Source organism: Streptomyces caniferus (genome assembly GCF_009811555.1).
GTDB classification, from domain to species: domain Bacteria; phylum Actinomycetota; class Actinomycetes; order Streptomycetales; family Streptomycetaceae; genus Streptomyces; species Streptomyces caniferus.
The window spans coordinates 1,253,145-1,274,691 of record NZ_BLIN01000005.1 but is presented as its reverse complement, the minus strand read 5'-3'; the positions used below and the strand labels follow the sequence as shown (position 1 = coordinate 1,274,691).

18 protein-coding genes are annotated in these 21,547 nt (G+C 72.2%); 14 read left to right on the top strand and 4 right to left on the bottom strand.

What is annotated here, in order from left to right:
• Nucleotides 1-146 precede the first annotated feature (146 nt).
• The 6 genes from Scani_RS22095 to Scani_RS22070 all read left to right on the top strand — a co-directional run bounded on the left by Scani_RS22095 (nt 147) and on the right by Scani_RS22070 (nt 8,252).
• Entirely contained in the window at nt 147-1,718 is a 1,572-nt protein-coding gene (locus Scani_RS22095) for a phytoene desaturase family protein (RefSeq protein WP_159479115.1), read from the top strand.
• A 131-nt stretch (nt 1,719-1,849) separates the two neighbouring features.
• Nucleotides 1,850-2,953 (top strand): nitronate monooxygenase, encoded by a 1,104-nt coding sequence (locus tag Scani_RS22090; RefSeq protein WP_159479113.1) that lies wholly within the window; start codon nt 1,850-1,852, stop codon nt 2,951-2,953.
• 19 nt (nt 2,954-2,972) lie between these two features.
• Complete coding sequence (locus Scani_RS22085) at nt 2,973-4,532, top strand: acyl-CoA synthetase (RefSeq protein WP_159479111.1); 1,560 nt, start codon at nt 2,973-2,975, stop codon at nt 4,530-4,532.
• 125 nt (nt 4,533-4,657) lie between these two features.
• Complete coding sequence (locus Scani_RS22080) at nt 4,658-6,268, top strand: fatty acyl-CoA synthetase (protein WP_159479109.1); 1,611 nt, start codon at nt 4,658-4,660, stop codon at nt 6,266-6,268.
• 108 nt (nt 6,269-6,376) lie between these two features.
• Nucleotides 6,377-7,177 (top strand): VOC family protein, encoded by an 801-nt coding sequence (locus Scani_RS22075; RefSeq protein WP_159479107.1) that lies wholly within the window; start codon nt 6,377-6,379, stop codon nt 7,175-7,177.
• 202 nt (nt 7,178-7,379) lie between these two features.
• On the top strand, nt 7,380-8,252 hold the full coding sequence (locus Scani_RS22070) for an alpha/beta fold hydrolase (RefSeq protein ID WP_159479105.1): 873 nt from the start codon (nt 7,380-7,382) through the stop codon (nt 8,250-8,252).
• A gap of 216 nt (nt 8,253-8,468) precedes the next feature.
• On the opposite strand, the gene paaK is transcribed toward Scani_RS22070, so the two are convergent.
• On the bottom strand, nt 8,469-9,797 hold the full coding sequence (gene paaK / locus Scani_RS22065) for a phenylacetate--CoA ligase PaaK (protein ID WP_159482285.1): 1,329 nt from the start codon (nt 9,795-9,797) through the stop codon (nt 8,469-8,471).
• Between the two features lie 121 nt (nt 9,798-9,918).
• Between paaK and Scani_RS22060 the strand changes: the two genes are divergently transcribed.
• Complete coding sequence (locus tag Scani_RS22060; RefSeq protein WP_159479103.1) at nt 9,919-10,608, top strand: alpha/beta fold hydrolase; 690 nt, start codon at nt 9,919-9,921, stop codon at nt 10,606-10,608.
• A 139-nt stretch (nt 10,609-10,747) separates the two neighbouring features.
• On the top strand, nt 10,748-11,416 hold the full coding sequence (locus Scani_RS22055; protein WP_159479101.1) for a chorismate mutase: 669 nt from the start codon (nt 10,748-10,750) through the stop codon (nt 11,414-11,416).
• A gap of 111 nt (nt 11,417-11,527) precedes the next feature.
• On the opposite strand, the gene Scani_RS22050 is transcribed toward Scani_RS22055, so the two are convergent.
• The gene (locus Scani_RS22050; protein WP_159479099.1) at nt 11,528-13,156 is read right to left on the bottom strand and encodes an acyl-CoA synthetase; all 1,629 of its coding nucleotides are present in this window, start codon (nt 13,154-13,156) and stop codon (nt 11,528-11,530) included.
• A 163-nt stretch (nt 13,157-13,319) separates the two neighbouring features.
• Here Scani_RS22050 and Scani_RS22045 point away from each other — a divergent pair, with 163 nt between their 5' ends.
• The 5 genes from Scani_RS22045 to Scani_RS22025 all read left to right on the top strand — a co-directional run bounded on the left by Scani_RS22045 (nt 13,320) and on the right by Scani_RS22025 (nt 17,711).
• Complete coding sequence (locus Scani_RS22045; protein ID WP_159479097.1) at nt 13,320-14,120, top strand: crotonase/enoyl-CoA hydratase family protein; 801 nt, start codon at nt 13,320-13,322, stop codon at nt 14,118-14,120.
• A gap of 14 nt (nt 14,121-14,134) precedes the next feature.
• Complete coding sequence (locus Scani_RS22040) at nt 14,135-15,118, top strand: Zn-ribbon domain-containing OB-fold protein (RefSeq protein ID WP_159479095.1); 984 nt, start codon at nt 14,135-14,137, stop codon at nt 15,116-15,118.
• Nucleotides 15,118-16,167 carry a thiolase family protein gene (locus Scani_RS22035; RefSeq protein ID WP_159479093.1) on the top strand — a complete coding sequence of 350 codons (1,050 nt, stop codon included), beginning with the start codon at nt 15,118-15,120 and terminating at the stop codon, nt 16,165-16,167. The genes Scani_RS22040 and Scani_RS22035 overlap by 1 nt, the downstream gene beginning before the upstream one ends.
• On the top strand, nt 16,167-17,333 hold the full coding sequence (locus Scani_RS22030; protein WP_159479091.1) for a thiolase family protein: 1,167 nt from the start codon (nt 16,167-16,169) through the stop codon (nt 17,331-17,333). Before Scani_RS22035 ends, Scani_RS22030 begins: the two co-directional genes overlap by 1 nt.
• A gap of 138 nt (nt 17,334-17,471) precedes the next feature.
• Nucleotides 17,472-17,711: a DUF397 domain-containing protein gene (locus Scani_RS22025; protein ID WP_159479089.1), complete on the top strand. Its 240-nt coding sequence runs from the start codon at nt 17,472-17,474 to the stop codon at nt 17,709-17,711.
• On the opposite strand, the gene Scani_RS22020 is transcribed toward Scani_RS22025, so the two are convergent.
• Nucleotides 17,597-18,958 carry a serine hydrolase domain-containing protein gene (locus tag Scani_RS22020; RefSeq protein WP_159479087.1) on the bottom strand — a complete coding sequence of 454 codons (1,362 nt, stop codon included), beginning with the start codon at nt 18,956-18,958 and terminating at the stop codon, nt 17,597-17,599. The genes Scani_RS22025 and Scani_RS22020 overlap by 115 nt on opposite strands.
• Before the next feature lie 482 nt (nt 18,959-19,440).
• On the opposite strand from Scani_RS22020, the gene Scani_RS22015 reads away from it, so the two are divergent.
• Nucleotides 19,441-20,742: an MFS transporter gene (locus tag Scani_RS22015; protein WP_218039207.1), complete on the top strand. Its 1,302-nt coding sequence runs from the start codon at nt 19,441-19,443 to the stop codon at nt 20,740-20,742.
• A gap of 46 nt (nt 20,743-20,788) precedes the next feature.
• Here the strand turns inward: Scani_RS22015 and Scani_RS22010 are convergent, their stop codons facing one another.
• The gene (locus Scani_RS22010; RefSeq protein WP_159479083.1) at nt 20,789-21,529 is read right to left on the bottom strand and encodes a leucine-rich repeat domain-containing protein; all 741 of its coding nucleotides are present in this window, start codon (nt 21,527-21,529) and stop codon (nt 20,789-20,791) included.
• Nucleotides 21,530-21,547: the final 18 nt, after the last annotated feature.

Genomic DNA, 21,547 nt, shown 5'->3' with positions numbered 1-21,547 from the left:
GAGCGGGTGGCGGGTGCGGTGCCGGGGCGGAGCACGGCCGGACGCTAGGAGCAGCCCCATGCCCGGTCAAGAAGCCGCACCGGCCCGGGTGAAGGTTTCAGCCGCCTGCACCTGGCGACCGAGATCACCGCGTGCTACCAAGGGGCATGCCGGAACGGACTTCGTATGACGCGGTCATCGTCGGTGGCGGGCACAACGGACTGGTGGCCGCCGCCTATCTCGCACGCGCCGGGCGCAGCGTGCTGGTGCTGGAGCGGCTGGACCACACCGGTGGTGCCGCTGTGTCGACCCGGGCGTTCGCCGGGGTCGACGCCCGGCTGTCCCGTTACTCCTACCTCGTCAGCCTGCTGCCACCGAAGATCGTGCGGGACCTCGGACTGCGCTTCGCGGTCCGCAAACGCACCGTCTCCTCCTACACCCCCACCGTCCGCGACGGCCGTCCCACCGGACTCCTGGTCGGCGGCGGCGAGGGCCGGACCCGTGCCGCTTTCGCCGAACTCACCGGATCGGAGCGCGAGTTCGACGCCTGGCAGCGCTTCTACGGCACCACCCAGCGGCTCGCCGAACGCGTCTTCCCCACCCTGACCGAGCCCCTGCCCACCCGCGCCGCGCTCCGCGCCACGGTCGACGACGACGCGACCTGGCACGCGCTGTTCGAACGCCCCCTGGGGGAGGTGGTCGAGGAGACCTTCACCGACGACCTGGTCCGCGGCGTGGTCCTCACCGACGGCCTGATCGGCACCTTCGCCACCGCCCACGATCCGTCGCTGCGTCAGAACCGCTGCTTCCTCTACCACGTCATCGGCGGCGGCACCGGCGACTGGGACGTCCCCCTCGGCGGGATGGGCGCCCTCACCGACGCACTGGCCGACGCCGCCCGCCGGGCCGGGGCGGAGATCGTCACCGACTGCGCGGTGACCGGTATCGCGACGGACGGCCGCGGCGCGGAGGTGACCTGTGAGCAGGGCACCGTCGGCGCCCGCCGGGTCCTCGTCAACGCCGCCCCGCGCGAGCTGGCCCGCCTGCTGGGCGAGGCCCCGCCGCCACCTGCCGAGGGCGCCCAGCTCAAGGTCAATATGCTGCTCACCCGGCTGCCGCGGCTGCGCGACACCGGTGTGGACCCGCGCGAGGCCTTCTCCGGCACCTTCCACATCGCCGAGGGCTACACCCAGCTGGAGAGCGCCTACCAGCAGGCCGCGTCCGGCGCCCTGCCCTCCGCCCCGCCCTCCGAGATCTACTGCCACTCGCTCACCGACCCCTCCATCCTCGGCGCGGACCTGGTGCGGCAGGGGTACCAGACGCTCACCCTGTTCGGTCTGCACGCCCCGGCGAGCCTGTTCACCGCCGACAACGACACCACCCGCGACCGCCTCCTGGCGGCCACCCTCGCCGAACTCGACCGCCACCTCGCCGAACCGCTCGCCGGCTGCCTGGCCCACGACGGCGACGGCCGCCCCTGCATCGAGGCCCGCTCACCCCTCGACCTGGACCGGGATCTCGGCCTGCCGGGCGGCAACATCTTCCACCGCGACCTGGCGTTCCCGTACGCGGATCCGTCGGACGAGGAGCTGGGCGACGCCCGGTCCGCGCCGGCCCGCTGGGGCGTGGCGACCACGCACGCCAACGTCCTCCTGTGCGGTGCGGGTGCGCTGCGCGGCGGGGGAGTGAGCGGCATCCCGGGACACAACGCGGCGATGGCGGTGCTGGAGGAGGGGTGAAGGGCGCGGGCCGGCCGTCCCGGCGTCCCGGGGCGGCCGGCGGCAGCCCGTTCCGGGGCCCGGCGCCAAGTTTCTGACGCTGCATCAGAAAGTCTCTTCCCTCGTACGGCCCGCTGCGGCATCCTTCGCGCATGCAGACGGAGCTGAGCAACGCGCTGGGAGTCGAGCACGCCGTCTTCGGGTTCACGCCGTTCCCCGCGGTCGCCGCGGCGATCACCCGGGCCGGCGGGTTCGGGGTGCTCGGCGCGGTCCGCTACACCGCACCGGACGAACTCGCCCGCGACCTGGACTGGATGCAGGAGCACACCGGAGGGCTGCCGTACGGGCTCGATGTGGTGATGCCCGCCAAGAAGGTGGAGGGCGTCACCGAGGCCGAGGTCGAGGCGATGATCCCGGAGGGGCACCGACGCTTCGTCACCGAGCTCCTCGACAAGCACCAGGTGCCGCCGCTCGCGGAGGGGGAGGCGTCCGGCTGGCGGATCACCGGCTGGATGGAGCAGGTCGCCCGCTCCCAGCTCGATGTGGCCTTCGACTATCCGATCAAGCTGCTGGCCAACGCCCTCGGCTCGCCGCCGGCCGACGTCATCCGGCGCGCCCACGACCACGGCGTCCTCGTCGCCGCACTCGCCGGCAGCCCGCGCCACGCACGCCACCACAAGGCCGCCGGCATCGACATCGTCGTCGCCCAGGGGTACGAGGCGGGCGGGCACACCGGCGAGATCGCCACCATGGTCCTCACCCCCGAGGTGGTGGCCGCCGTCGATCCGCTGCCGGTGCTCGCCGCGGGCGGTATCGGCACCGGGGAACAGATCGCCGCCGGGCTCGCCCTCGGCGCCCAGGGCGTCTGGCTGGGCTCGCTCTGGCTGACCACCGAGGAGGCCGATCTGCACTCCCGGCGGCTGACCGCGAAGCTGCTCGCCGCGGGTCCGGGCGACACCGTCCGCTCCCGCGCCCTGACCGGCAAACCCGCCCGTCAACTGCGCACCGAATGGACCGACGCCTGGGACGAACCGGGTGGCCCCGGCCCTCTCCCGATGCCGCTGCAGGGGCTGCTGGTCGCCGAGGCCAACTCCCGTATCCAGCGCTACGAGGTCGAGCCGCTGCTCGGCACCCCGGTCGGCCAGATCGTCGGCCGGATGAACAGCGAGCGCAGTGTGGCGGCCGTCTTCGACGACCTCACCCGCGGTTTCGAGCGGGCCGTCGACCGCATCAACCGCATCGCCGGACGTGGCTGATCTTGAGGAGGACAGCGCAATGACCCAAGACTCCCCACCGCCCAACGGATTCTGGGCGCAGGCCACCGCCGACCCGGACCGTACGGTCCTGATCGCCCCGGACGGCGAGGAGTGGACCGCGGGCCGGCTGCACGCCGCGAGCAACCAACTGGTCCACGGCCTGCGCGCGGCGGGCCTGCGGCGCGGCGACGCCTTCGCCGTGGTCCTCCCGAACGGCGTCGAGTTCTTCACCGCCTATCTCGCCGCGTCCCAGGCCGGTTTCTACCTGGTGCCCGTCAACCACCACCTGGTCGGCCCGGAGATCGCCTGGATCGTCGCCGACTCCGGGGCGAAGGTGCTGATCGCGCACGAGCGGTTCGCGGAGGCGGCCCGGCACGCGGCCGACGAGGCGGAGCTGCCGGCGTCCCGGCGCCATGCCCTCGGTCATATCGACGGCTTCCGGCCGTACGCCCAACTCCTGGACGGGCAGCCGGAGTCCGCGCCCGAGGACCGCACGCTGGGCTGGGTCATGAACTACACCTCGGGCACCACCGGACGCCCGCGCGGCATCCGCAGGCCGTTGCCCGGCACCGCGCCCGAGTCCGCCCACCTGGGCGGATTCCTCGGCATCTTCGGCATCACGCCGTTCGACGACAACGTCCACCTGGTCTGCTCGCCGCTCTACCACACCGCCGTACTGCAGTTCGCCGGCGCCTCGCTGCACATCGGCCATCGCCTGGTCCTGATGGACAAGTGGACGCCGCAGAGCATGCTGGCCCTGATCGACGCCCACCGCTGCACCCACACCCATATGGTGCCCACCCAGTTCCACCGGCTGCTCGCCCTGCCGGAGGAGACCCGCGCGGCGTACGACGTGAGTTCGATGCGGCACGCCCTGCACGGTGCCGCGCCCTGCCCCGACCACGTCAAACGCGCGATGATCGACTGGTGGGGGGACTGCGTCGAGGAGTACTACGCGGCCAGTGAGGGCGGCGGCGCCTTCGCGACCGCCGAGGACTGGCTCAAGAAGCCCGGGACGGTCGGCAAGGCCTGGCCGATCAGCGAACTGGCCGTCTTCGACGACGACGGAAACCGGCTGCCCGCGGGCGAACTCGGCACCGTCTACATGAAGATGAGCACCGGCGGCTTCCAGTACCACAAGGACGAGGGCAAGACGAAGAAGAACCGGATCGGCGACTTCTTCACTGTCGGCGACCTCGGGTACCTGGACGCGGACGGCTACCTCTTCCTCCGCGACCGCAAGATCGACATGATCATCTCGGGCGGGGTGAACATCTACCCCGCCGAGATCGAATCCGTCCTGCTCGGCCACCCCGCGGTCGCCGACGCGGCCGCCTTCGGCATCCCGCACGACGACTGGGGCGAGGAGGTCAAGGCCGTCGTGGAACCCGCCGAGGGCCAGGTGCCGGGGCCCGGACTGGCGGCCGAGATCATGGCCCACTGCGCCCGGCAACTGGCCGGCTACAAACGGCCCAAGTCGGTCGACTTCATCACCGTCATGCCACGCGACCCCAACGGCAAGCTCTACAAGCGCCGGCTGCGGGACCCGTACTGGGAGGGGCGGGAGCGGGCGGTGTAGGCGTAACCCGGGGCCGGTCCCCGGGGCCGGGCTCGGGTCCGGCCCCGGCGGGCGGTCCGGCCGCTGCCGTCCCCAACTCCGGCCGGGTGCTTGACCGGCGGTGAGGTGCGGCCCAGGATCGCGCCATGACGCAAGCGCGGAGCAATACGGTCGACGGAGTCCTGCGACGCAGCGCCCGTCGGGTGCCCGGACGGACCGCGGTGCGGTACGCGGACCGGGCCTGGACCTATCGCGAGCTGGACGACGCGGTGACCGCCGCGGCCCGGCTGCTGCGGGCGGACGGCCTGCGGCCCGGCGACCGGGTCGCCTCCTACGGCCACAACTCGGATGCGTACCTGATCGGGTTCCTGGCCTGTGCCCGCGCCGGACTGGTGCATGTGCCGGTCAACCACAGCCTCACCGGCGAGGATCTGCGCTACCTCGTCACACAGTCGGGCAGCGCGCTGGTGCTCACCGACGCCGCCCTCGCGCACCGGCTCCCGGACTCCGTACGCACCATGCCGCTGTACGGGGCGCCCGACGGGCTGCTGGAGCGGCTCGCGGCCGGCGCCGGGCCGGACGCCGGCGGGCCGGTCACCGCTGAGCCGGACGCCGACGAGCCGGATGCCGACGAGGGGGTGGCCGACGAGCCGGTGGCCGAGGTGTCCGACGAGGATCTCGTCCAGCTTCTCTACACCTCGGGGACCACCGCCCTGCCCAAGGGCGCGATGATGACGCACCGTGCCCTGGTGCACGAGTACACCAGCGCCGTCGTCGCCCTCGACCTGAAGGAGACCGACCGGCCGCTGCACTCGCTCCCGCTCTACCACTCCGCGCAGATGCATGTCTTCCTGCTGCCCTACCTGGCGGTGGGCGCGGAGAACACCATCCTGGACGGTCCCGACCCGGACCGGATCTTCGACCTGGTGGAAGAGGGCCTGGCCGACAGCCTGTTCGCGCCGCCGACCGTGTGGATCGCGCTGGCGAACCACCCCGGCTTCACCACCCGGGAGCTGACCGGGCTGCGCAAGGCCTACTACGGGGCCTCGATCATGCCGGTACCGGTCCTGGAGCGGCTCCGGGCCCGGCTGCCCGCACTCGCCTTCTACAACTGCTTCGGGCAGAGCGAGATCGGGCCGCTGGCCACCGTCCTCGGCCCCGACGAACACGAGGGCCGGATGGACTCCTGCGGGCGCCCGGTGCTGTTCGTCGAGGCGCGGGTGGTGGACGAGGAGGGCCGGGAGGTGCCGGACGGCACCCGGGGCGAGGTCGTCTACCGCTCCCCACAACTGTGCACCGGCTACTGGGACAAGCCCGAGGAGACCGCCGAGGCGTTCCGGGACGGCTGGTTCCACTCCGGCGACCTCGCCGTCCGTGACGCCGACGGCTATTTCACGGTGGTCGACCGGGTGAAGGACGTCATCAACTCCGGTGGCGTCCTGGTCGCCTCGCGCCAGGTGGAGGACGTGCTCTACGAGCATCCGCAGGTGGCCGAGGTCGCGGTCATCGGACTGCCGGACGAGCGCTGGATCGAGGCGGTGACCGCGGTGGTCGTACGGCGTAGCGACGGGACGGGCGGCACCGGGGACGCGGACGGCGGGGCGGGCGTGGGGGAGCAGGAGCTGATCGCGGCGGCCCGCGCCCGCCTCGCGCCGTTCAAGGCGCCCAAACGGGTGATGTTCGTGGACGCGCTGCCGCGGAACGCCAGCGGCAAGGTCCTCAAGCGGGAGCTGCGCGCACGGTTCGGCGCGCCCTGAGCCGGGCAGGCGCGGCGCGCGGAAGGGCGATTGTCAGTGCCCCCTGCCATCCTGAGAAACGGCGGGAAACAGCCGTGAACGCCACCATCCGCGCGACGGAGGACACCCATGCTGACGACCCACTACGTCCCGGGAACACCGAACTGGCTCGACCTCGGGGCCCCCGACATCGACGACGCCGTCGCCTTCTACGGCGCCGTGTTCGGCTGGACCTTCCAGTCGGCCGGCCCGGACTCCGGCGGGTACGGCTTCTTCCAGCTCGACGGCAAGACCGTCGGAGCCGTCGGCCCGCTGATGGAGGAGGGCGCGCGCTCCGCCTGGACGGTGTACTTCCAGACCCCCGACGCGGACGCCACGCTCAAGTCGGTGGAGCAGGCCGGCGGCGCGGTGCGCGTCCCGCCGATGGACGTCTTCACCGCGGGCCGGCTGGCCGCGTTCACCGACTCGACGGGTGCCGACTTCGCCGTGTGGCAGCCGGGCGACGTCCAGGGCCTGGAGACGGTCATGGAACCGAACTCCCTGTGCTGGACGGAGCTGTACACCACCGATGCGGCCGCCGCGAAGGGCTTCTACCGCTCGGTCTTCTCCTGGAGCCACCAGGACATGCCGATGGGCGGTGACATGATCTACTCCGTCGTCTCCGCACCGGGCGGCGGCAAGGCCGACGACACCGGGCACGGCGGCATCATGCAGCTGGGCAAGGAGCATCTGGAGGCCGGTTCGACCTCCGAGTGGCACCCGTACTTCGGCGTGACCGACTGCGACGCCACCTTCGCCGCGGCCACCGGCCAGGGTGCCACGGCCCTGATCCCGCCCGTCGACGCCCCGGGTGTCGGCCGACTGGCGATGGTCAAGGACCCGGCAGGCGCCCCGTTCGCCCTGATCAAGGGGGACCCGACGCTGGGCTGAGCCGATCCGCCGGCCGGCCCGCCTGCCGAGCGGCCTGTGCGGGGCTGTGTCCGACAGCGGTCCGCGCCCGCCGGCCCGCTGAATCCGCGCGTCGGGGCCCGCTCCCGCACCGTGCATCCGGGAAATGCCGGGCCCACAACGGCCTCCAGCGCCTATCGTCCCCGGGGCGGCGAAACGCATGGCCCATGACGGTGAGAAACGCATGGCGCATGACGGAGAGAGAGCGGGAACGGTGGAAGCGGAGGGGCAGGAGTGGTGGACGGCTTCGGGAGTCAGGCTGCGCCGGGTCTCCTCCGGTGACGGGCGCGGAAACTGGCTCTTCGTGCCCGGCGGGCCGGGGCTGGGCTCCGAATCCCTGCACGGCCTGGTGGCGGCGGCCCGGGTCCCCGGATCCGCCTGGCTGGTCGATCTGCCCGGCGACGGCTCCAACCGCGGTCTGCCCGCGGTTCCGGCCGATCCCTACGCCCAGTGGCCGGGAGTCCTGGCGGAGGCCGCGCAGGCGCTGGACGAGGTGGTGATGGTCGGCCACTCCACCGGGGGCATGTTCCTACTGTCCGTCCCGGAACTCCCGGCACAGCTCGCGGGCCTGGTGCTGATCAGCAGCGCACCGCACGCGGGCTGGCGCTCCGGCTTCGCCCGCTACGCCCAGGACCACCCGCTCCCCGAGGTCGACGCCGCGGCCGAGCGCTATGCCCGGCAGCCCGACGACCGGACCCTGCGGGCACTGACGCTGGCCGCCGCGCCCTGGAACTTCAGGCCTTCCGCCTCCGCCGAGGGCCGGGCGCTGCTCAGCGGCCTTCCCTACTGCCATGACGCGGTGGCCTGGGCCGACGCCCATTTCGACGACGACTACCGCGCCCGCTGGACACCGCGGGACCTGCCGACCCTCATCGTCAGCGGTGACCGGGACCACGTGGTCGACCAGCGCCTCTGGCAGGACGAGCCCGGCTTCCAGGGGCCGCACGTGCTGCACCGCCGGATCGCGGAGGCCGGCCACTTCCCCTGGGTGGAGAACCCGGAAGCCGTCCGCACGGCCTTCGCCGATCTCGCCGCCCGCCTGGCCCCGACGGACTGAGCCGCCACGCCACCGGCCGCGTCCTTGCGGCGCCGGAGCCGGCGGGTCGCGACGCAAGCCCGCCGGAGCGCGCCGGAATCCGCCAGAACCCGGTGCCATCGCACGGACTCCCGGGGACTTCCGCGGAAGGGGCGGTGCGGGGGCCCGGAAGGCCACCCGGCCTCTCCCCGGGCCCCTCCTCAGGGCGCCTCCGCAGGACCCGTCCTGGGTCCGGCCTCAGGACGTGTCCGCAGCCCTGTCCCGCGGCCGGGCGTCCACGATGCGCTTGATCTTGCCCACCGAGCGTTCCAGGGTCTCGGGGTCGACGATCTCGACCGCGACGGAGACCCCGATGCCCTCCTTGACGCCGCGCGCGATCAGCCCGGCGGCGACCGTGCGCACCTCGGGAGGAGCGTCCGGCCGGGCCTCGGCGCGCACGGTCAGCCGGTCCATCCGGCCCTCCCGGGTCAGCTTCAGCTGGAAGTGCGGGGCGACCCCGGGCGTCCGCAGCACGATCTCCTCGACCTGCGCGGGGAAGAGGTTGACCCCGCGCAGGATGATCATGTCGTCGCTGCGTCCGGTGATCTTCTCCATCCGGCGGAAGGGGGCCCGCGCGCTACCGGGCAGCAGCCGGGTCAGGTCACGGGTGCGGTAGCGGATGACCGGCATCGCCTCCTTGGTGAGCGAGGTGAACACCAGCTCGCCGTGCGCACCGTCCGGCAGTACCTCGCCGGTGATCGGGTCGACCACCTCCGGGTAGAAGTGGTCCTCCCAGATGTGGAGCCCGTCCTTGGTCTCCACGCACTCCTGGGCGACGCCGGGCCCCATCACCTCCGACAGGCCGTATATGTCCACGGCGTCGATCGCGAACCGCTCCTCGATCTCGCGGCGCATCTCCTGTGTCCAGGGCTCGGCGCCGAAGACGCCCACCTCCAGCGAGGTCGTACGGGGATCGATGCCCTGCCGCTCGAACTCGTCCAGCAGCGTGAGCATGTAGGACGGCGTGACCATGATGATCTCGGGCCGGAGGTCCTGGATGATCTGCACCTGCCGGCTGGTCATCCCGCCGGACGCCGGCACGACCGTGCAGCCGAGCCGTTCGGCGCCGTAGTGGGCGCCCAGACCGCCGGTGAACAGTCCGTACCCGTACGCGATATGGACCGTGTGACCGGGCCGCGCGCCGGCCGCACGGAGGGAGCGGGCGACGACGTCCGCCCAGTGCGACAGATCGCGCTCGGTGTAGCCGACGATCGTCGGGCGGCCGGTGGTGCCGCTGGAGGCGTGGATGCGGCGGACTTTCTCCTTCGGGACGGCGAACATCCCGAAGGGGTACTGGGCGCGCAGATCGTCCTTGACGGTGAACGGGAAGCGGGCGAGATCGCCGAGCGAACGGCAGTCCTGCGGATGCACCCCGGCCCGGTCGAAGGCCTCCCGGTAGAACGGGACGTGGTCGTGGGCGTGCTGCAACGAGGCGCGCAGCCGTGTCAGTTGCAGGGCGTGCAACGCGTCCGCGGAGAGTCGTTCCGCTTCGTCGAACGCCTCACTGCCCGTAGCCGCTTCCGGCATGGAGTTCACCGCCTCGTTTCCCTACCGATCATTCGGTAGCCACATGCTGATCCAAGTAATCAGCGCGCGGCGAACACGTCAAGGGGCGTGGCGCCGACACCTCCCGGGTAGCGTCCACCGCATGAGTGACGTCCAGAAAGTGCAGGTCGGTGAGGTCCAGCTGGCGTACCGGGTGTGGGGGGAGGAGGACGCGCCCCCGGCCGTGCTGCTGCACTGCCTCGGGGAGGACGGCGAGGACTGGCGCGGCGTCGTCGGCCGGCTCGCCGGCACCCATCGGGTCTACGCCCTCGACCAGCGCGGACACGGCCTCAGCGACTGGCCCGGGGAGTACGGCTTCGCGCGGTGGCGGGACGATGCGATCGGCTTCCTGCAGGCGCTCGGCCTGGAGCGGGTGGCCCTCATCGGGCACTCGCTGGGCGCGGTGGCCGCCCTGCTGCTGGCCGCGGACCGGCCCGAGCTGGTGGACCGGCTGGTCCTGGAGGAAGTGCCTCCGCCGGTGCCCGCCGACCCGCCGCAGGAGGTGCCGGAGCAACCGGACGGCCCGCAGCCGTTCGACTGGCACGCCAAGGCCGCGGTGGTGGCGGAGCGCAATGCGCCCGACCCCGCGTGGTGGGACGCACCGGCGAAGGTGACCGCACCGACCCTGGTCATCGGCGGCGGGTCCAGCCATATCCCGCAGGACCACCTTGCCGGCCTGGCCGAGCGGATCCCCGATGCCCGCCTGGTGACGGTGGAGGGGGCCGGACACCTCGTCCACGAGGAGCGCCCCGGGGAATTCCTCGCCGCGGTCACCTCGTTCCTCGCGCCGTAGCCGTAGCCGTAGCCGTAGCCGTAGCCGTAGCCGTAGCTGCGGTCGCGGGCCGCGGTCGCGCGGCTCCCCTAGGCTCACGGTCGTATGCCGTCCGCTGAACTCCCCGCGGAGTCCCGGGGTTCGAGAAAGGCCGCCGACCGTGCAGCTGACCCCCTCGATACGGAGCGCACTGGCCGCCGGCGCGGCCGCGGTCGTCCTGTTCACCGGAACCGGTACGGCCGTCGCGGCGCCGGCTGCCCGCCCGGCCGCACCGGATGCCCGCCCGGCCGCGGAAGCTGTCGCCACCGCACACTCCCCGTACGGCCAACTCCGGCCGTTCGCCGAGCTGTCCGCGGAGCGGTTGGCCACCGGCGATCTGGTGGCCGCGGCGAAGTGGGGCACCGACAGCCCGATCGACGATCCGGCGCGTGAGCGGGAGGTGCTGAACGCGGTGGCGGAGCAGGCCCGGCAGCAGGGCGCCGATCCGGCCGCCACGGTGCGGGTCTTCCGGGATCAGATCGAGGCCAACAAGATCGTGCAGCGGGGGCTGCACCGCAAGTGGGACGCGGACCCCGGGCAGGCGCCGACCGAACGGCCCGACCTCCAGCAGGTGCGCAAGGAGATCAACCGCATCAACGGCGCGCTGGTGGGGGCCCTGGCCCGCTCCCCGTACGCCCGCTCGGCGCCGTACTGCGCTCCGCTGCTGACCGCGGCCGCTGCGAAGGTGCGCCACGAGCGGCACCTGGACGGGCTGCACACGGTGGCCCTGGCCCGTTCGCTGCGGTCGGTCTGCGCCGGGATCCGACCCCCGGCGGCCCCGGCACCGTAGGACCCCGGCGGCCTCGGCACCGTAGGACCCCGGCGGCCTCGGCACCGTGGGTCAACGGCGCCCCGCCGCCCGATCAGGCCCGACCAAGCCCGGCCCGGCCCATCCGGCCCCTCAGCCCGTCCGTTCGCCCGCCGCCACCGCCCTCGCCCAGCGGTAGTCCGCCTTGCCGCTGGGCGAACGACGGATGCGGTCGGTGAAGACGACGGCGCGCGGAATCTTGTACCCCGCCAACCGGCTGCGGCAGTGGAGCTGGAGCCCTTCGAGGTCCAAGGGCGCCGCGTCGGGCCGCAGTTGCACCACGGCCGCCACGCGATTGCCCCACCGCTCGTCCGGCACGCCCGCCACCAGCGCGTCATAGACGTCCGGATGCGCCTTCAGCGCCTGTTCGACCTCCTCCGGATAGACCTTCTCGCCACCGGAGTTGATGCACTGCGAGCCCCGGCCGAGGACGGTGACGATGCCCGCCTCGTCCACGGTCGCCATATCGCCCAGCAGTACCCACCGCTCCCCGTGTGCCTCGAAGAACGTCTCGGCGGTCTTCTTCGGGTCGTTGTAGTAGCCCAGCGGGACATGCCCGCGCAGCGCGATACGGCCCACCTCGCCCGGCGGGACCGGCTCGTAGGTCGCCAGGTCCACCACTGCCGTACGGGAGTTGACCTGCAGGCGGAAGCCCTTGCCGGGGCCCGAGTCGGCGGTGGCGGTGCCGTTGAACCCGGACTCGGACGAGCCGAAGTTGTTGAGCAGCATGACCTGCGGCAGCAGGGCCTGGAACTGGGCGCGGACGGTCTCGGAGAGGATCGCGCCGGAGCTGCTGACGCTGAACAGCGAGGAGCAGTCGGTGCCCTTGAGCGGCCCGGCGAGGGCGTCGACGAGCGGGCGCAGCATCGCATCGCCGACGAGCGACACGCTGGTGACCCGCTCCTGCTCGATGGTCCGCAGCACTTCCTCGGGCACGTATTTGCGGTGCACGACGACCTTCTGGCCGAAGTGGAAGGCGATGAACGCGGTCAGCGTGGAGGTGCCGTGCATCAGCGGGGGAGCGGGGAAGAAGACGATGCCGTCGCCGCCGGCCGCGACCCGCTCGGCCAGTTCCTGCGGCCGTCGGACCGGCTCACCGGTCGGCGCGCCGCCGCCCATCCCGGCGAAGAAGAGGTCCTCGTGGCGCCACATCACGCCCTTGGGCATACCGGTGGTGCCGCCGGTGTAGATCACGAGCTGGTCGTCGGCCGAGCGCGGCCCGAAGCCGCGCGCGGGGGAGGCGGCGGCCTCGGCGTCCGGGAGCGCGACGGGTGCGATCCGTGGCTCGGGGACGCCGGCGGGCGGGATGCCGACCCGTACGAGGTGCCGTAATCCGGGTGCCTGGGGGAGGGCGGCGGCCACCCGCTCGGTGAACTCCGCGTCGAAGACCAGCGCCACCAGGTCGGCGTCCCGGTAGAGGTAGACCAGTTCCTCTTCCACATAGCGGTAGTTGACGTTCACCGGGACGGCCCGGATCTTCAGGCAGGCGTAGACGGCCTGGAGGTATTCGATGCCGTTGTAGAGGTGCAGTCCGACGTGCGATCCGGGGCCGATGCCGTGGTCGGCGAGGTGGTGGGCCAGGCGATTGGCGGCGCGGTCCAGTTCGGCGTAGGTCAGCCGCCGTTCGCTGCCGGTCCCCGGATGGTCGACGTACACCAGCGCCTCGCGGTCGGGGACCGTGTCGACGATCGACTCGAAGAGGTCGGCAAGGTTGTACTCCACGTCTCCTCCAGACCGGGCGGGCGTCGGCTTGGCGGTCATTAGAGCGCTGCCGGAAGGAGCAGGGAAGGGCCACGGCCAAGAAATCTGACTACCTGTCAGAAAGGTCTTGAAGTCGGTGTGCGGCTACTGCAACCTGTTCTACGTCGTGAGACGGGAGGACGGAATGGGCAGCACGGAACATCTGTCGGTGGAGCGCCTCGGCGCCACACTGGTGCTCACCCTCAACCGGCCGGAGGCGAAGAACGCACTCTCGCTGCCGATGCTGGTGGGCCTGTACGACGGCTGGATCACCGCCGACGAGGACGACACGATCCGCTCCGTCGTCCTCACCGGCGCCGGCGGGACCTTCTGCGCCGGCATGGACCTCAAGGCCCTCGCGGGCGACGGCATGACCGGTGAGCAGTACCGCGACCGACTGAGCGCCGACCCCGATCTGCACTGGAAGGCCATGCTGCGGCACCACCGCCCCCGCAAACCCGTGATCGCCGCCGTCGAGGGCCACTGCGTCGCGGGCGGGACCGAGATCCTCCAGGGCACCGACATCCGGGTCGCCGGTGAGAGCGCCACCTTCGGGCTCTTCGAGGTCCGGCGCGGACTGTTCCCGATCGGCGGCTCCACCGTCCGCCTCGCCCGCCAGATCCCCCGCACCCACGCCCTGGAAATGCTGCTCACCGGCCGGCCCTACCCCGCGCGCGAGGCCGAACGCATCGGCCTGATCGGCCACGTCGTGCCCGAGGGAACCGCGCTGGACAAGGCCCTGGAGATCGCGGAACTGATCAACGGCTGCGGACCACTCGCCGTCGAGGCCGTCAAGGCCTCCGTCTACGAGACCGCCGAGATGACCGAGACCGACGGGCTGAAGGCCGAACTCGCCCGTGGCTGGCCCGTGTTCGACACCGCCGACGCCAAAGAGGGCTCCCGGGCCTTCGCCGAGAAGCGCCCACCCGTCTACCGGCGCGCCTGACCCAAGGAGCCCGCATGCCAGAGGTCCTCACGGCACCCCTCGTCGTGGAATTCCCCTTCACCCGCTCGCTCGGGCCCGTCCAGAGCGCCTTCCTCACCGGGCTGCGCGAGCGCACCGTCCTCGGCGTCACGGCGAGCGACGGCCGGGTGGTCGTCCCGCCCACCGAGTACGACCCGGTCACCGCCGAGGAGATCCGCGACCTGGTCGAGGTCGGCACCAGCGGCACCGTCACGACCTGGGCCTGGAACCCGTCCCCCCGCCGCGGCCAGCCGCTCACCACCCCCTTCGCCTGGGTCCTGGTCCGGCTCGACGGCGCCGACACCGCCCTGCTGCACGCACTGGACGCGCCCGGCCCCGACGCCGTACGCACCGGCATGCGGGTCCGCGTCCGCTGGGCCCCGGAGCGCACCGGCGCGATCACCGACATCGCCTGTTTCGAGCCGGACGACAGCGCCGCGGGCGAGGGCCGGCCGGGGCCGGACGACGGCGCCGAAGGGACCGGCCGGCCGGCCCCGCACAGCGGGGAGTTCGCCGACCCCGTCACCGGCATCACCACCCCCGCCCGGCTCGACTACACCTACGCGCCCGGCCGCGCCCAGTCCCGCTACCTCCGGGCGCTCTCGGAGCACCGGATCGTGGGCGAGCGCTGTCCGTCCTGCCGCAAGGTCTACGTCCCGCCCCGCGGTGCCTGCCCCACCTGCGGCGTCGCCACCGACACCCAGGTGGAGGTCGGCCCCGGCGGCACCGTCACCACCTTCTGCATCGTCAACATCAAGGCCAAGAACCTCGACATCGAAGTCCCCTACGTCTACGCCCACATCGCCCTGGACGGCGCCGACCTGGCCCTGCACGCCCGCATCGGAGGCATCCCCTACGACCGGGTCCGCATGGGGCTGCGCGTCGAACCCGTCTGGTCCGAGGACAGCCGCTTCCCCGACCACTACCGCCCCACCGGCGAACCCGATGCCGACTACGACAGCTACAAGGAGCTGATCTGATGCGCGATGTCGCCATCGTCGCCTTCGGGCAGAGCGATCACGTCCGCGACAGCGCGGAGACCTCCGAGGTCGAGATGCTGATGCCGGTGCTCCACGACGTGCTGGCGCAAACCGGCCTGGCGGCCCGGGACATCGACTTCACCTGCTCCGGCTCGTCCGACTACCTCGCCGGCCGGGCCTTCTCCTTCACCATGGCCCTGGACGGCGTCGGCGCCTGGCCGCCGATCTCCGAATCCCATGTCGAGATGGACGGCGCCTGGGCGCTGTACGAGGCCTGGGTGAAGCTCCTCACCGGCGAGGCGGAGACCGCACTCGTCTACGCCTACGGCAAGTCCTCGCCCGGCGAGGTCCGCGACGTCCTCACCCGCCAGCTCGACCCGTACTACCTCGCCCCGCTGTGGCCCGACTCCGTCGCGCTCGCCGCCCTCCAGGCCCGAGCCCTGATCGACGCGGGGCTCACCGACGAGCGGGCACTCGCCGGTATCGCGGCCCGCAGCCGCGCGGCCGCCGCGTCCCACCCGCACGCCCAGCTGCGCGGTGAGGTGCCCGCGGGCGAACTGCTCGTCGCCCCGCTGCGCACCGGCGACTGCCCGCCCATCGGCGACGGTGCGGCCGCCGTCGTCCTCGCCGCAGGCGACACCGCCCGCCGGCTGACCGGCCGCCCCGCCTGGATCCGCGGCCTCGACCACCGCATCGAGGCACACAGCCCGGGCGTCCGCGACCTCACCGACTCCCCGTCCACCCGGCTCGCCGCCGAGCGCGCCGGCGCGTTCACCCGGCCGGTCGACACCGCCGAACTGCACGCGCCCTTCACCTCCCAGGAGGTCGTGCTGCGCCGCGCCCTGAGACTCGACGCGCCGGACAGCAGGGTGTGCGTCAACCCGTCCGGCGGCGCACTGGCCGCCAACCCCGTCATGGCCGCGGGCCTGATCCGCCTCGGCGAGGCCGCCGCCCGCATCCAGCGGGGCGCATCCGACCGCGCCCTCGCCCACGCCACCTCGGGGCCGTGCCTGCAGCACAACCTGGTCGCCGTCCTGGAGGGTGAGTGATGAGCAAGGAGCCCGTGGCCGTCGTCGGCATCGGCCAGACCAAACACGTCGCCGCGCGCCGCGACGTCTCGATCGCCGGACTCGTCCGTGAAGCGGCCCGATGCGCTCTGGACGATGCCGAGTTGACCTGGGCGGACATCGACGCCGTGGTGATCGGCAAGGCCCCCGATTTCTTCGAGGGCGTGATGATGCCCGAGCTGTACCTCGCCGACGCGCTGGGCGCCGTCGGCAAACCGATGCTGCGGGTGCACACCGCCGGCTCGGTCGGCGGCTCCACCGCCCTGGTCGCGGCCAACCTCGTCGCCGCCCGCGTCCACCGCACCGTCCTGACCCTCGCCTTCGAGAAACAGTCCGAGTCCAATGCCATGTGGGGCCTGTCCCTGCCGATCCCCTTCCAGCAGCCCCTGCTGGCCGGCGCCGGCGGCTTCTTCGCCCCGCACGTCCGCGCCTACATGCGGCGCACCGGAGCCCCCGACACCGTCGGCTCCCTCGTCGCCTACAAGGACCGTCGCAACGCCCTCAAGAACTCCTACGCCCACCTCCACGAGCACGACCTCACCCTCGAAAAGGTCCAGGCCTCGCCGATGCTCTGGGACCCGATCCGTTACTCCGAGACCTGCCCGTCGTCCGACGGCGCCTGCGCGATGATCCTCACCGACCGCACCGGAGCCGCCCGCTCACCGCACCCCGCGGCCTGGGTGCACGGCGGAGCCATGCGCAGCGAACCCACCCTCTTCGCCGGCAAGGACTTCGTCTCCCCGCAGGCCGGCAAGGACTGCGCCGCCGACGTCTACCGGCAGGCCGGCATCACCGCCCCGCGCCGGCAGATCGACGCGGTGGAGATGTACGTCCCCTTCAGCTGGTACGAGCCGATGTGGCTGGAGAACCTGGGCTTCGCCGAGGAGGGCGAGGGCTGGAAGCTCACCGAATCGGGCGTCACCGAACTGGACGGCGACCTCCCCGTCAACCCGTCCGGCGGGGTGCTGTCCACCAACCCCATCGGCGCGTCCGGAATGATCCGCTTCGCGGAGGCCGCCCTCCAGGTGCGCGGACAGGCCGGCGAGCATCAAGTCGACGGTGCCAGGCGTGCGTTGGGGCATGCGTACGGCGGCGGCTCCCAGTTCTTCTCGATGTGGCTGGTGGGCGCCGACGCACCGGCCACCTGACACCCCGCGGGGGCGGGCGCGCCGACCCGGCGCGCCCCCTCTCCGACCAGCACTCCACCGCCTCGCCACGTCCCCTGTCCGTCCCCCGGCGCAGTGGCTAGGCTGACCGCGGACGACGATCCGGGAGGAGCGGGACACGTGACCGACAGCATCACCGAGCAGCGCCTCGTGGGCGGGCCCAGGCCCGATCTCGACCTGACGCAGGCCGAGTGGCAGTCGAGCACCCAGGGCGTGGGCGGCGTCCAGATCGCCTTCGTCGAGGGCTACATCGCGATGCGCAACCGCCGCAGCCCGGAGCTCCCGGCATTGATCTTCACCCCCGCCGAGTGGCGCGCCTTCGTCCTCGACGCCCGCGAGGGCGAATTCGATCTCACCTGAGGGTTGTCCCGGAATGATCCGGAGGGTCGGCGACGTGGCTCGAGAGTGTTCGCATCGTCGTGTGCGCGAGGTGTGTACGGCGCCGGAGTGATCGACACTGCGGGTGCTCGGGTGCGGGTGCGTAGGGCACTCGTCGGCCGGCGGAAGCAGGCTGACTGCAGTGGCATCCGCACGGGACCGTAACGGAAATCCGTGGAACCGCGGAATGCGCGCACCTCACCAGGATCGTTCCCGTGGCCTGGGCCGCAGAGCGTGGTGGTGAGGATCCGCCGGGCCGCGGCGTCGGCCTCCGGAGTCTTGGTGAAGTCCCTGCTGAGCGCGAGGGTGACCTGTCGCCTGCCATCAGCCGTGGTGAAGCTGAACGTGTTGTACCCGGCGACACTGCCGCTGTGGCCCCACACCGGGCCTTGCCAATGGCAGTAGTTGACGTTGCCCTCCAGCCCCAGCCCGTAGGAGCGCCCCGGTCGGTCGCTGCCCATGGCTCGCATGGTGCGCATCTCCCGCAGCAGGTGCGCGGGCAGCAGCTTCCCCTCTGCAAGTTCACGGAAGAAGCTGTTCAGGTCATGGACGGTCGAGATCAGCGTTCCGGCGCTCCAGAGGATTGCAGGGCTGTACTCGGTGAGATCGGCCGGGTCGGCGGCGGGGCCGTCCAGCCATTCATAGCCGTCCATGTGCGGACCGGGCAGCTGTGCGGATGAGGGGAAGGAGGTGTCGGTGAGGTGCAGAGGGCGGATGATGCGCCGAGCGATCTCCTGGCCGAGAGAGTGTCCGGCGACGCGTTCCACCAGGAGCCCCAGAACGACGTAGTTGGTGTTGGAGTACGCCCAGGCCCCCTGCGTCCCGGGATCGAACTTCCAGCCCTTTGCCACGGCCATCGCCACCAGCTCGCGCGGCGTGTAGCGGGCGGACCTCAGGGCCCGTATCGCATCAGGTCTCTGCAGCAGTACATCGGCCAGGTAGTCCGGCAACCCGCTGGTGTGGTTCAGCAACTGCCGTACCGTGACGTGCTCCCCATGTCTCCCGGGCGGCACCAGTCCGGGGAGGTGCTGCTCGATGGGATCGTCAAGGCCGATCCGCCGCTCCGCGACAAGCTGGAGGACGACCGTCGCGACAAAGCTCTTGGTCACGCTTCCCGCGCGGAAACGGTCGCCGGCCCTTACCCGCCGCCCGTCGCTCAGCCGCGCAACACCGCTGGTCGCGCGCCACTCAGCGCGCCCGTCACGCACCTCGATGATCGCGCCGGGCACACCGGCTCCCACCACCGAGTCCAACGCCCGCTGCAGAGCGACCCGCTGGCCGGTACGGTCCGGCGTCGCCGATCCGGAAATGCCGTTCGCATGGAATGCGGCCGCCTCGATCGGCGCCGCTGCCGGGGCGAGAACGGAGGAGGTGAGCAGCGCCGCGACAACGACGGTCTGGCTGGACACAAGCATGGGGCACCCCAGGCCTTTCTCGGTACAGGTGGATGCCCATCAAGCTATGCCGCCCCTTTGCACTACCAATCGTGAACAAGGGGGATTTGCCGAGCCCTGTCCCGTAAGGGCTCCCTGTGACGGAGGTCAGGGACGGGGCCGTCAGCGACGGCCAGTGGGCCAAGGCCTTGAGTCGCGAAGTGGCGCACGGTCGCGGGAGGGAATTGGCCCTGGTCGCGCGCCGGGTGGGCTGGCTAGCGTCGTCGCGTCAGTGAAGGGACGGCCGCCCGGCCGCCGTACCAGGGAGCCTTGTGCCGATGCGGATCCTGCCGCCGCCCGGAGCGCCACGCGTTCTGGCCGCCGCCCAGCTGAGCAACTCGCTTGGTGATGGCGCGTTCTACGTGTGCTCGGCCCTCTACTTCACGCGTGTCATCGGCCTCTCCGCCACCCAGATCGGGCTCGGCCTCACGCTCGCGTGGGCCGTCGGTTCGGTGACGGGGGTGCCGCTGGGGGCGCTCGCCGACCGCCGGGGGCCGCGCGGCACGGCGGTGCTGCTCGCCGTGGCCACCGGTGCCGCGGTCCTGTCCTTCCTGTTCATCCGCTCCTACGGGCTGTTCCTGCTGGCCGCGTGTCTGTACGCCACCGCTCAGTGCGGCCTGGCGGCGGCCCGGCAGGCGCTGCTCGCCGGACTCGTGACGCCCACAACCCGCACGCGCGTCCTCGCCCATCTCCAGTCCACGCTCAACGCGGGACTGGCCGTCGGTGCCGCCCTCGGCGGGCTGGCGCTGCAGTACGACACCCGCGAGGCCTATCTCTCGGTCTTCGCGCTGGACGGGGCGAGCTTCATGCTCTGCGCGCTGGTGCTGCTCCGGCTTCCCGGAGTTCCGCCCGTACCGGCCGGCGCCGGCGGCACACCCCGCCTCGCGGTGCTCCGCGACCGCCCCTACGCGCTCGTCACGCTGCTCAACGCGGTACTGCTGCTGCGAATGCCGCTGCTCAGCCTGGCGGTCCCGCTGTGGATCATCTCGCGCACGGACGCGCCGAGTTGGATGGTCTCGGCGCTGTTCGTCCTCAACACCCTGGGAGTGATGGCGTTCCAGGTCAGGATGGCCGCAGGCGTCACCGGGCCGCGCACGGCCGCGCGCGCCGTCCGGCGCTCGTGCCTGATCATGCTCGCCTCGTGCGCGGCCTTCGCCCTGTCCGCCGCCGGTTCGGCCTGGACGGCGGGCACGGCGCTCGTCGTGGGCGCGGTGCTCCAGGTCATCGCCGAGATGCAGCAGTCCGCCGGCTCGTGGCAGATCAGCTTCGCCCTGGCCCCCGCACACCAAGTCGGCCAGTACCAGGGCTTCTTCGGCACCGGCGTGCCCGTGGCCCGCACCCTCGGACCGCTGCTGCTCACCGCCCTGCTGGTGACCTGGGGTGTACCGGGCTGGCTGGTGCTGGGCGGCGTCTTCCTCGCGGCCGGGTTCGCGATGGGGCCCGCCGTGCGGTGGGCGGAGCGCGACCGTGCGGTCACGGCGGACCCGCGACCGGATACCGCCGTGGCAACGGCAACGGCAACGGCATCGGCAAGCGCAACGGAAACGGCGATGGCCGGCCCGCCCGGCAGTGCCGGCTGACCCACCGGCCCACCAACCCACCGCCCCACCAACCACAGCGCGAGCGTCAGGTGAGCACCACACACCCCCGCCGCCGGAGCGCCAGCACCGTTTCCGCTCCGTCGTCGACGGCGTTCCAGCGCAGATCCAGTTTCTCCAGCGCCGGCAGCCGCGCGATCCATGGCGGCAGCGTCGCGATCCGGTTTCCGCGCAGGTCCACCCGGCGCAGCAGCGGCAGCGCGTGCAGCGCGTCGGGGACGCCGGGCAGGGCGTTGTCCCGGAGCTCCAGCACCCTCAGCTCGTGCAGCGCCGAGACGCTTCCGGGCAGTTCCGTGAGCGCATTGCCGCCCAGCCACAGTTCCCGAAGGCGGCCGAGTTGCCCCAGTGTCTCGGGGAGCGAGGTCAACTCCGCGCGCTGTGCATGGAGTTCGATCAGTCCGGTCATCCGGCCGAGCGCCGCCGGCAGCTCGCCGAGCGGATTCTCGCCGACGTTGAGGTAGCCGAGCCGGTCCAGGTTGCCCAGCGCGTCCGGCAGGGTGGTGAGCCGGTTGTCGTGCAGGTAGAGGAAGCGGGTGAGTCCGGCGAGGTCGCCGATCTCGTCGGGGACCGCGGTCAGCGCGTTGTGCCCGAGGTCGAGGGTGTGCAGCGCACGCAGCCGGCCGAGCGCCGCCGGAACCTCGGTGAGGGCGTTGTCGGCGAGGATCAGCACCTCCCAGTCCTCGTGCCGCCAGACCTCGGCGGGCACCGAACCCAGGCCCGCCTTCCAGAGGTTGAGGACGGGAGGGGTGGCGGAGCGGGGACGGGACATGGGGGCGTGGTCGTCCTT

Bases quoted from the DNA above. Each gene is read 5' to 3' on its own strand.
- Scani_RS22075 (WP_159479107.1), top strand. From the start codon at position 6,377: ATGCTGACGACCCACTACGTCCCGGGAACACCGAACTGGCTCGACCTC.
- Scani_RS22040 (WP_159479095.1), top strand. From the start codon at position 14,135: ATGCCAGAGGTCCTCACGGCACCCCTCGTCGTGGAATTCCCCTTCACC.
- Scani_RS22045 (WP_159479097.1), top strand. From the start codon at position 13,320: ATGGGCAGCACGGAACATCTGTCGGTGGAGCGCCTCGGCGCCACACTG.
- paaK (WP_159482285.1), bottom strand. From the start codon at position 9,797: ATGCCGGAAGCGGCTACGGGCAGTGAGGCGTTCGACGAAGCGGAACGA.
- Scani_RS22015 (WP_218039207.1), top strand. From the start codon at position 19,441: ATGCGGATCCTGCCGCCGCCCGGAGCGCCACGCGTTCTGGCCGCCGCC.
- Scani_RS22090 (WP_159479113.1), top strand. From the start codon at position 1,850: ATGCAGACGGAGCTGAGCAACGCGCTGGGAGTCGAGCACGCCGTCTTC.
- Scani_RS22060 (WP_159479103.1), top strand. From the start codon at position 9,919: ATGAGTGACGTCCAGAAAGTGCAGGTCGGTGAGGTCCAGCTGGCGTAC.
- Scani_RS22010 (WP_159479083.1), bottom strand. From the start codon at position 21,529: ATGTCCCGTCCCCGCTCCGCCACCCCTCCCGTCCTCAACCTCTGGAAG.
- Scani_RS22030 (WP_159479091.1), top strand. From the start codon at position 16,167: ATGAGCAAGGAGCCCGTGGCCGTCGTCGGCATCGGCCAGACCAAACAC.
- Scani_RS22070 (WP_159479105.1), top strand. From the start codon at position 7,380: ATGGCGCATGACGGAGAGAGAGCGGGAACGGTGGAAGCGGAGGGGCAG.
- Scani_RS22080 (WP_159479109.1), top strand. From the start codon at position 4,658: ATGACGCAAGCGCGGAGCAATACGGTCGACGGAGTCCTGCGACGCAGC.
- Scani_RS22035 (WP_159479093.1), top strand. From the start codon at position 15,118: ATGCGCGATGTCGCCATCGTCGCCTTCGGGCAGAGCGATCACGTCCGC.
- Scani_RS22085 (WP_159479111.1), top strand. From the start codon at position 2,973: ATGACCCAAGACTCCCCACCGCCCAACGGATTCTGGGCGCAGGCCACC.
- Scani_RS22095 (WP_159479115.1), top strand. From the start codon at position 147: ATGCCGGAACGGACTTCGTATGACGCGGTCATCGTCGGTGGCGGGCAC.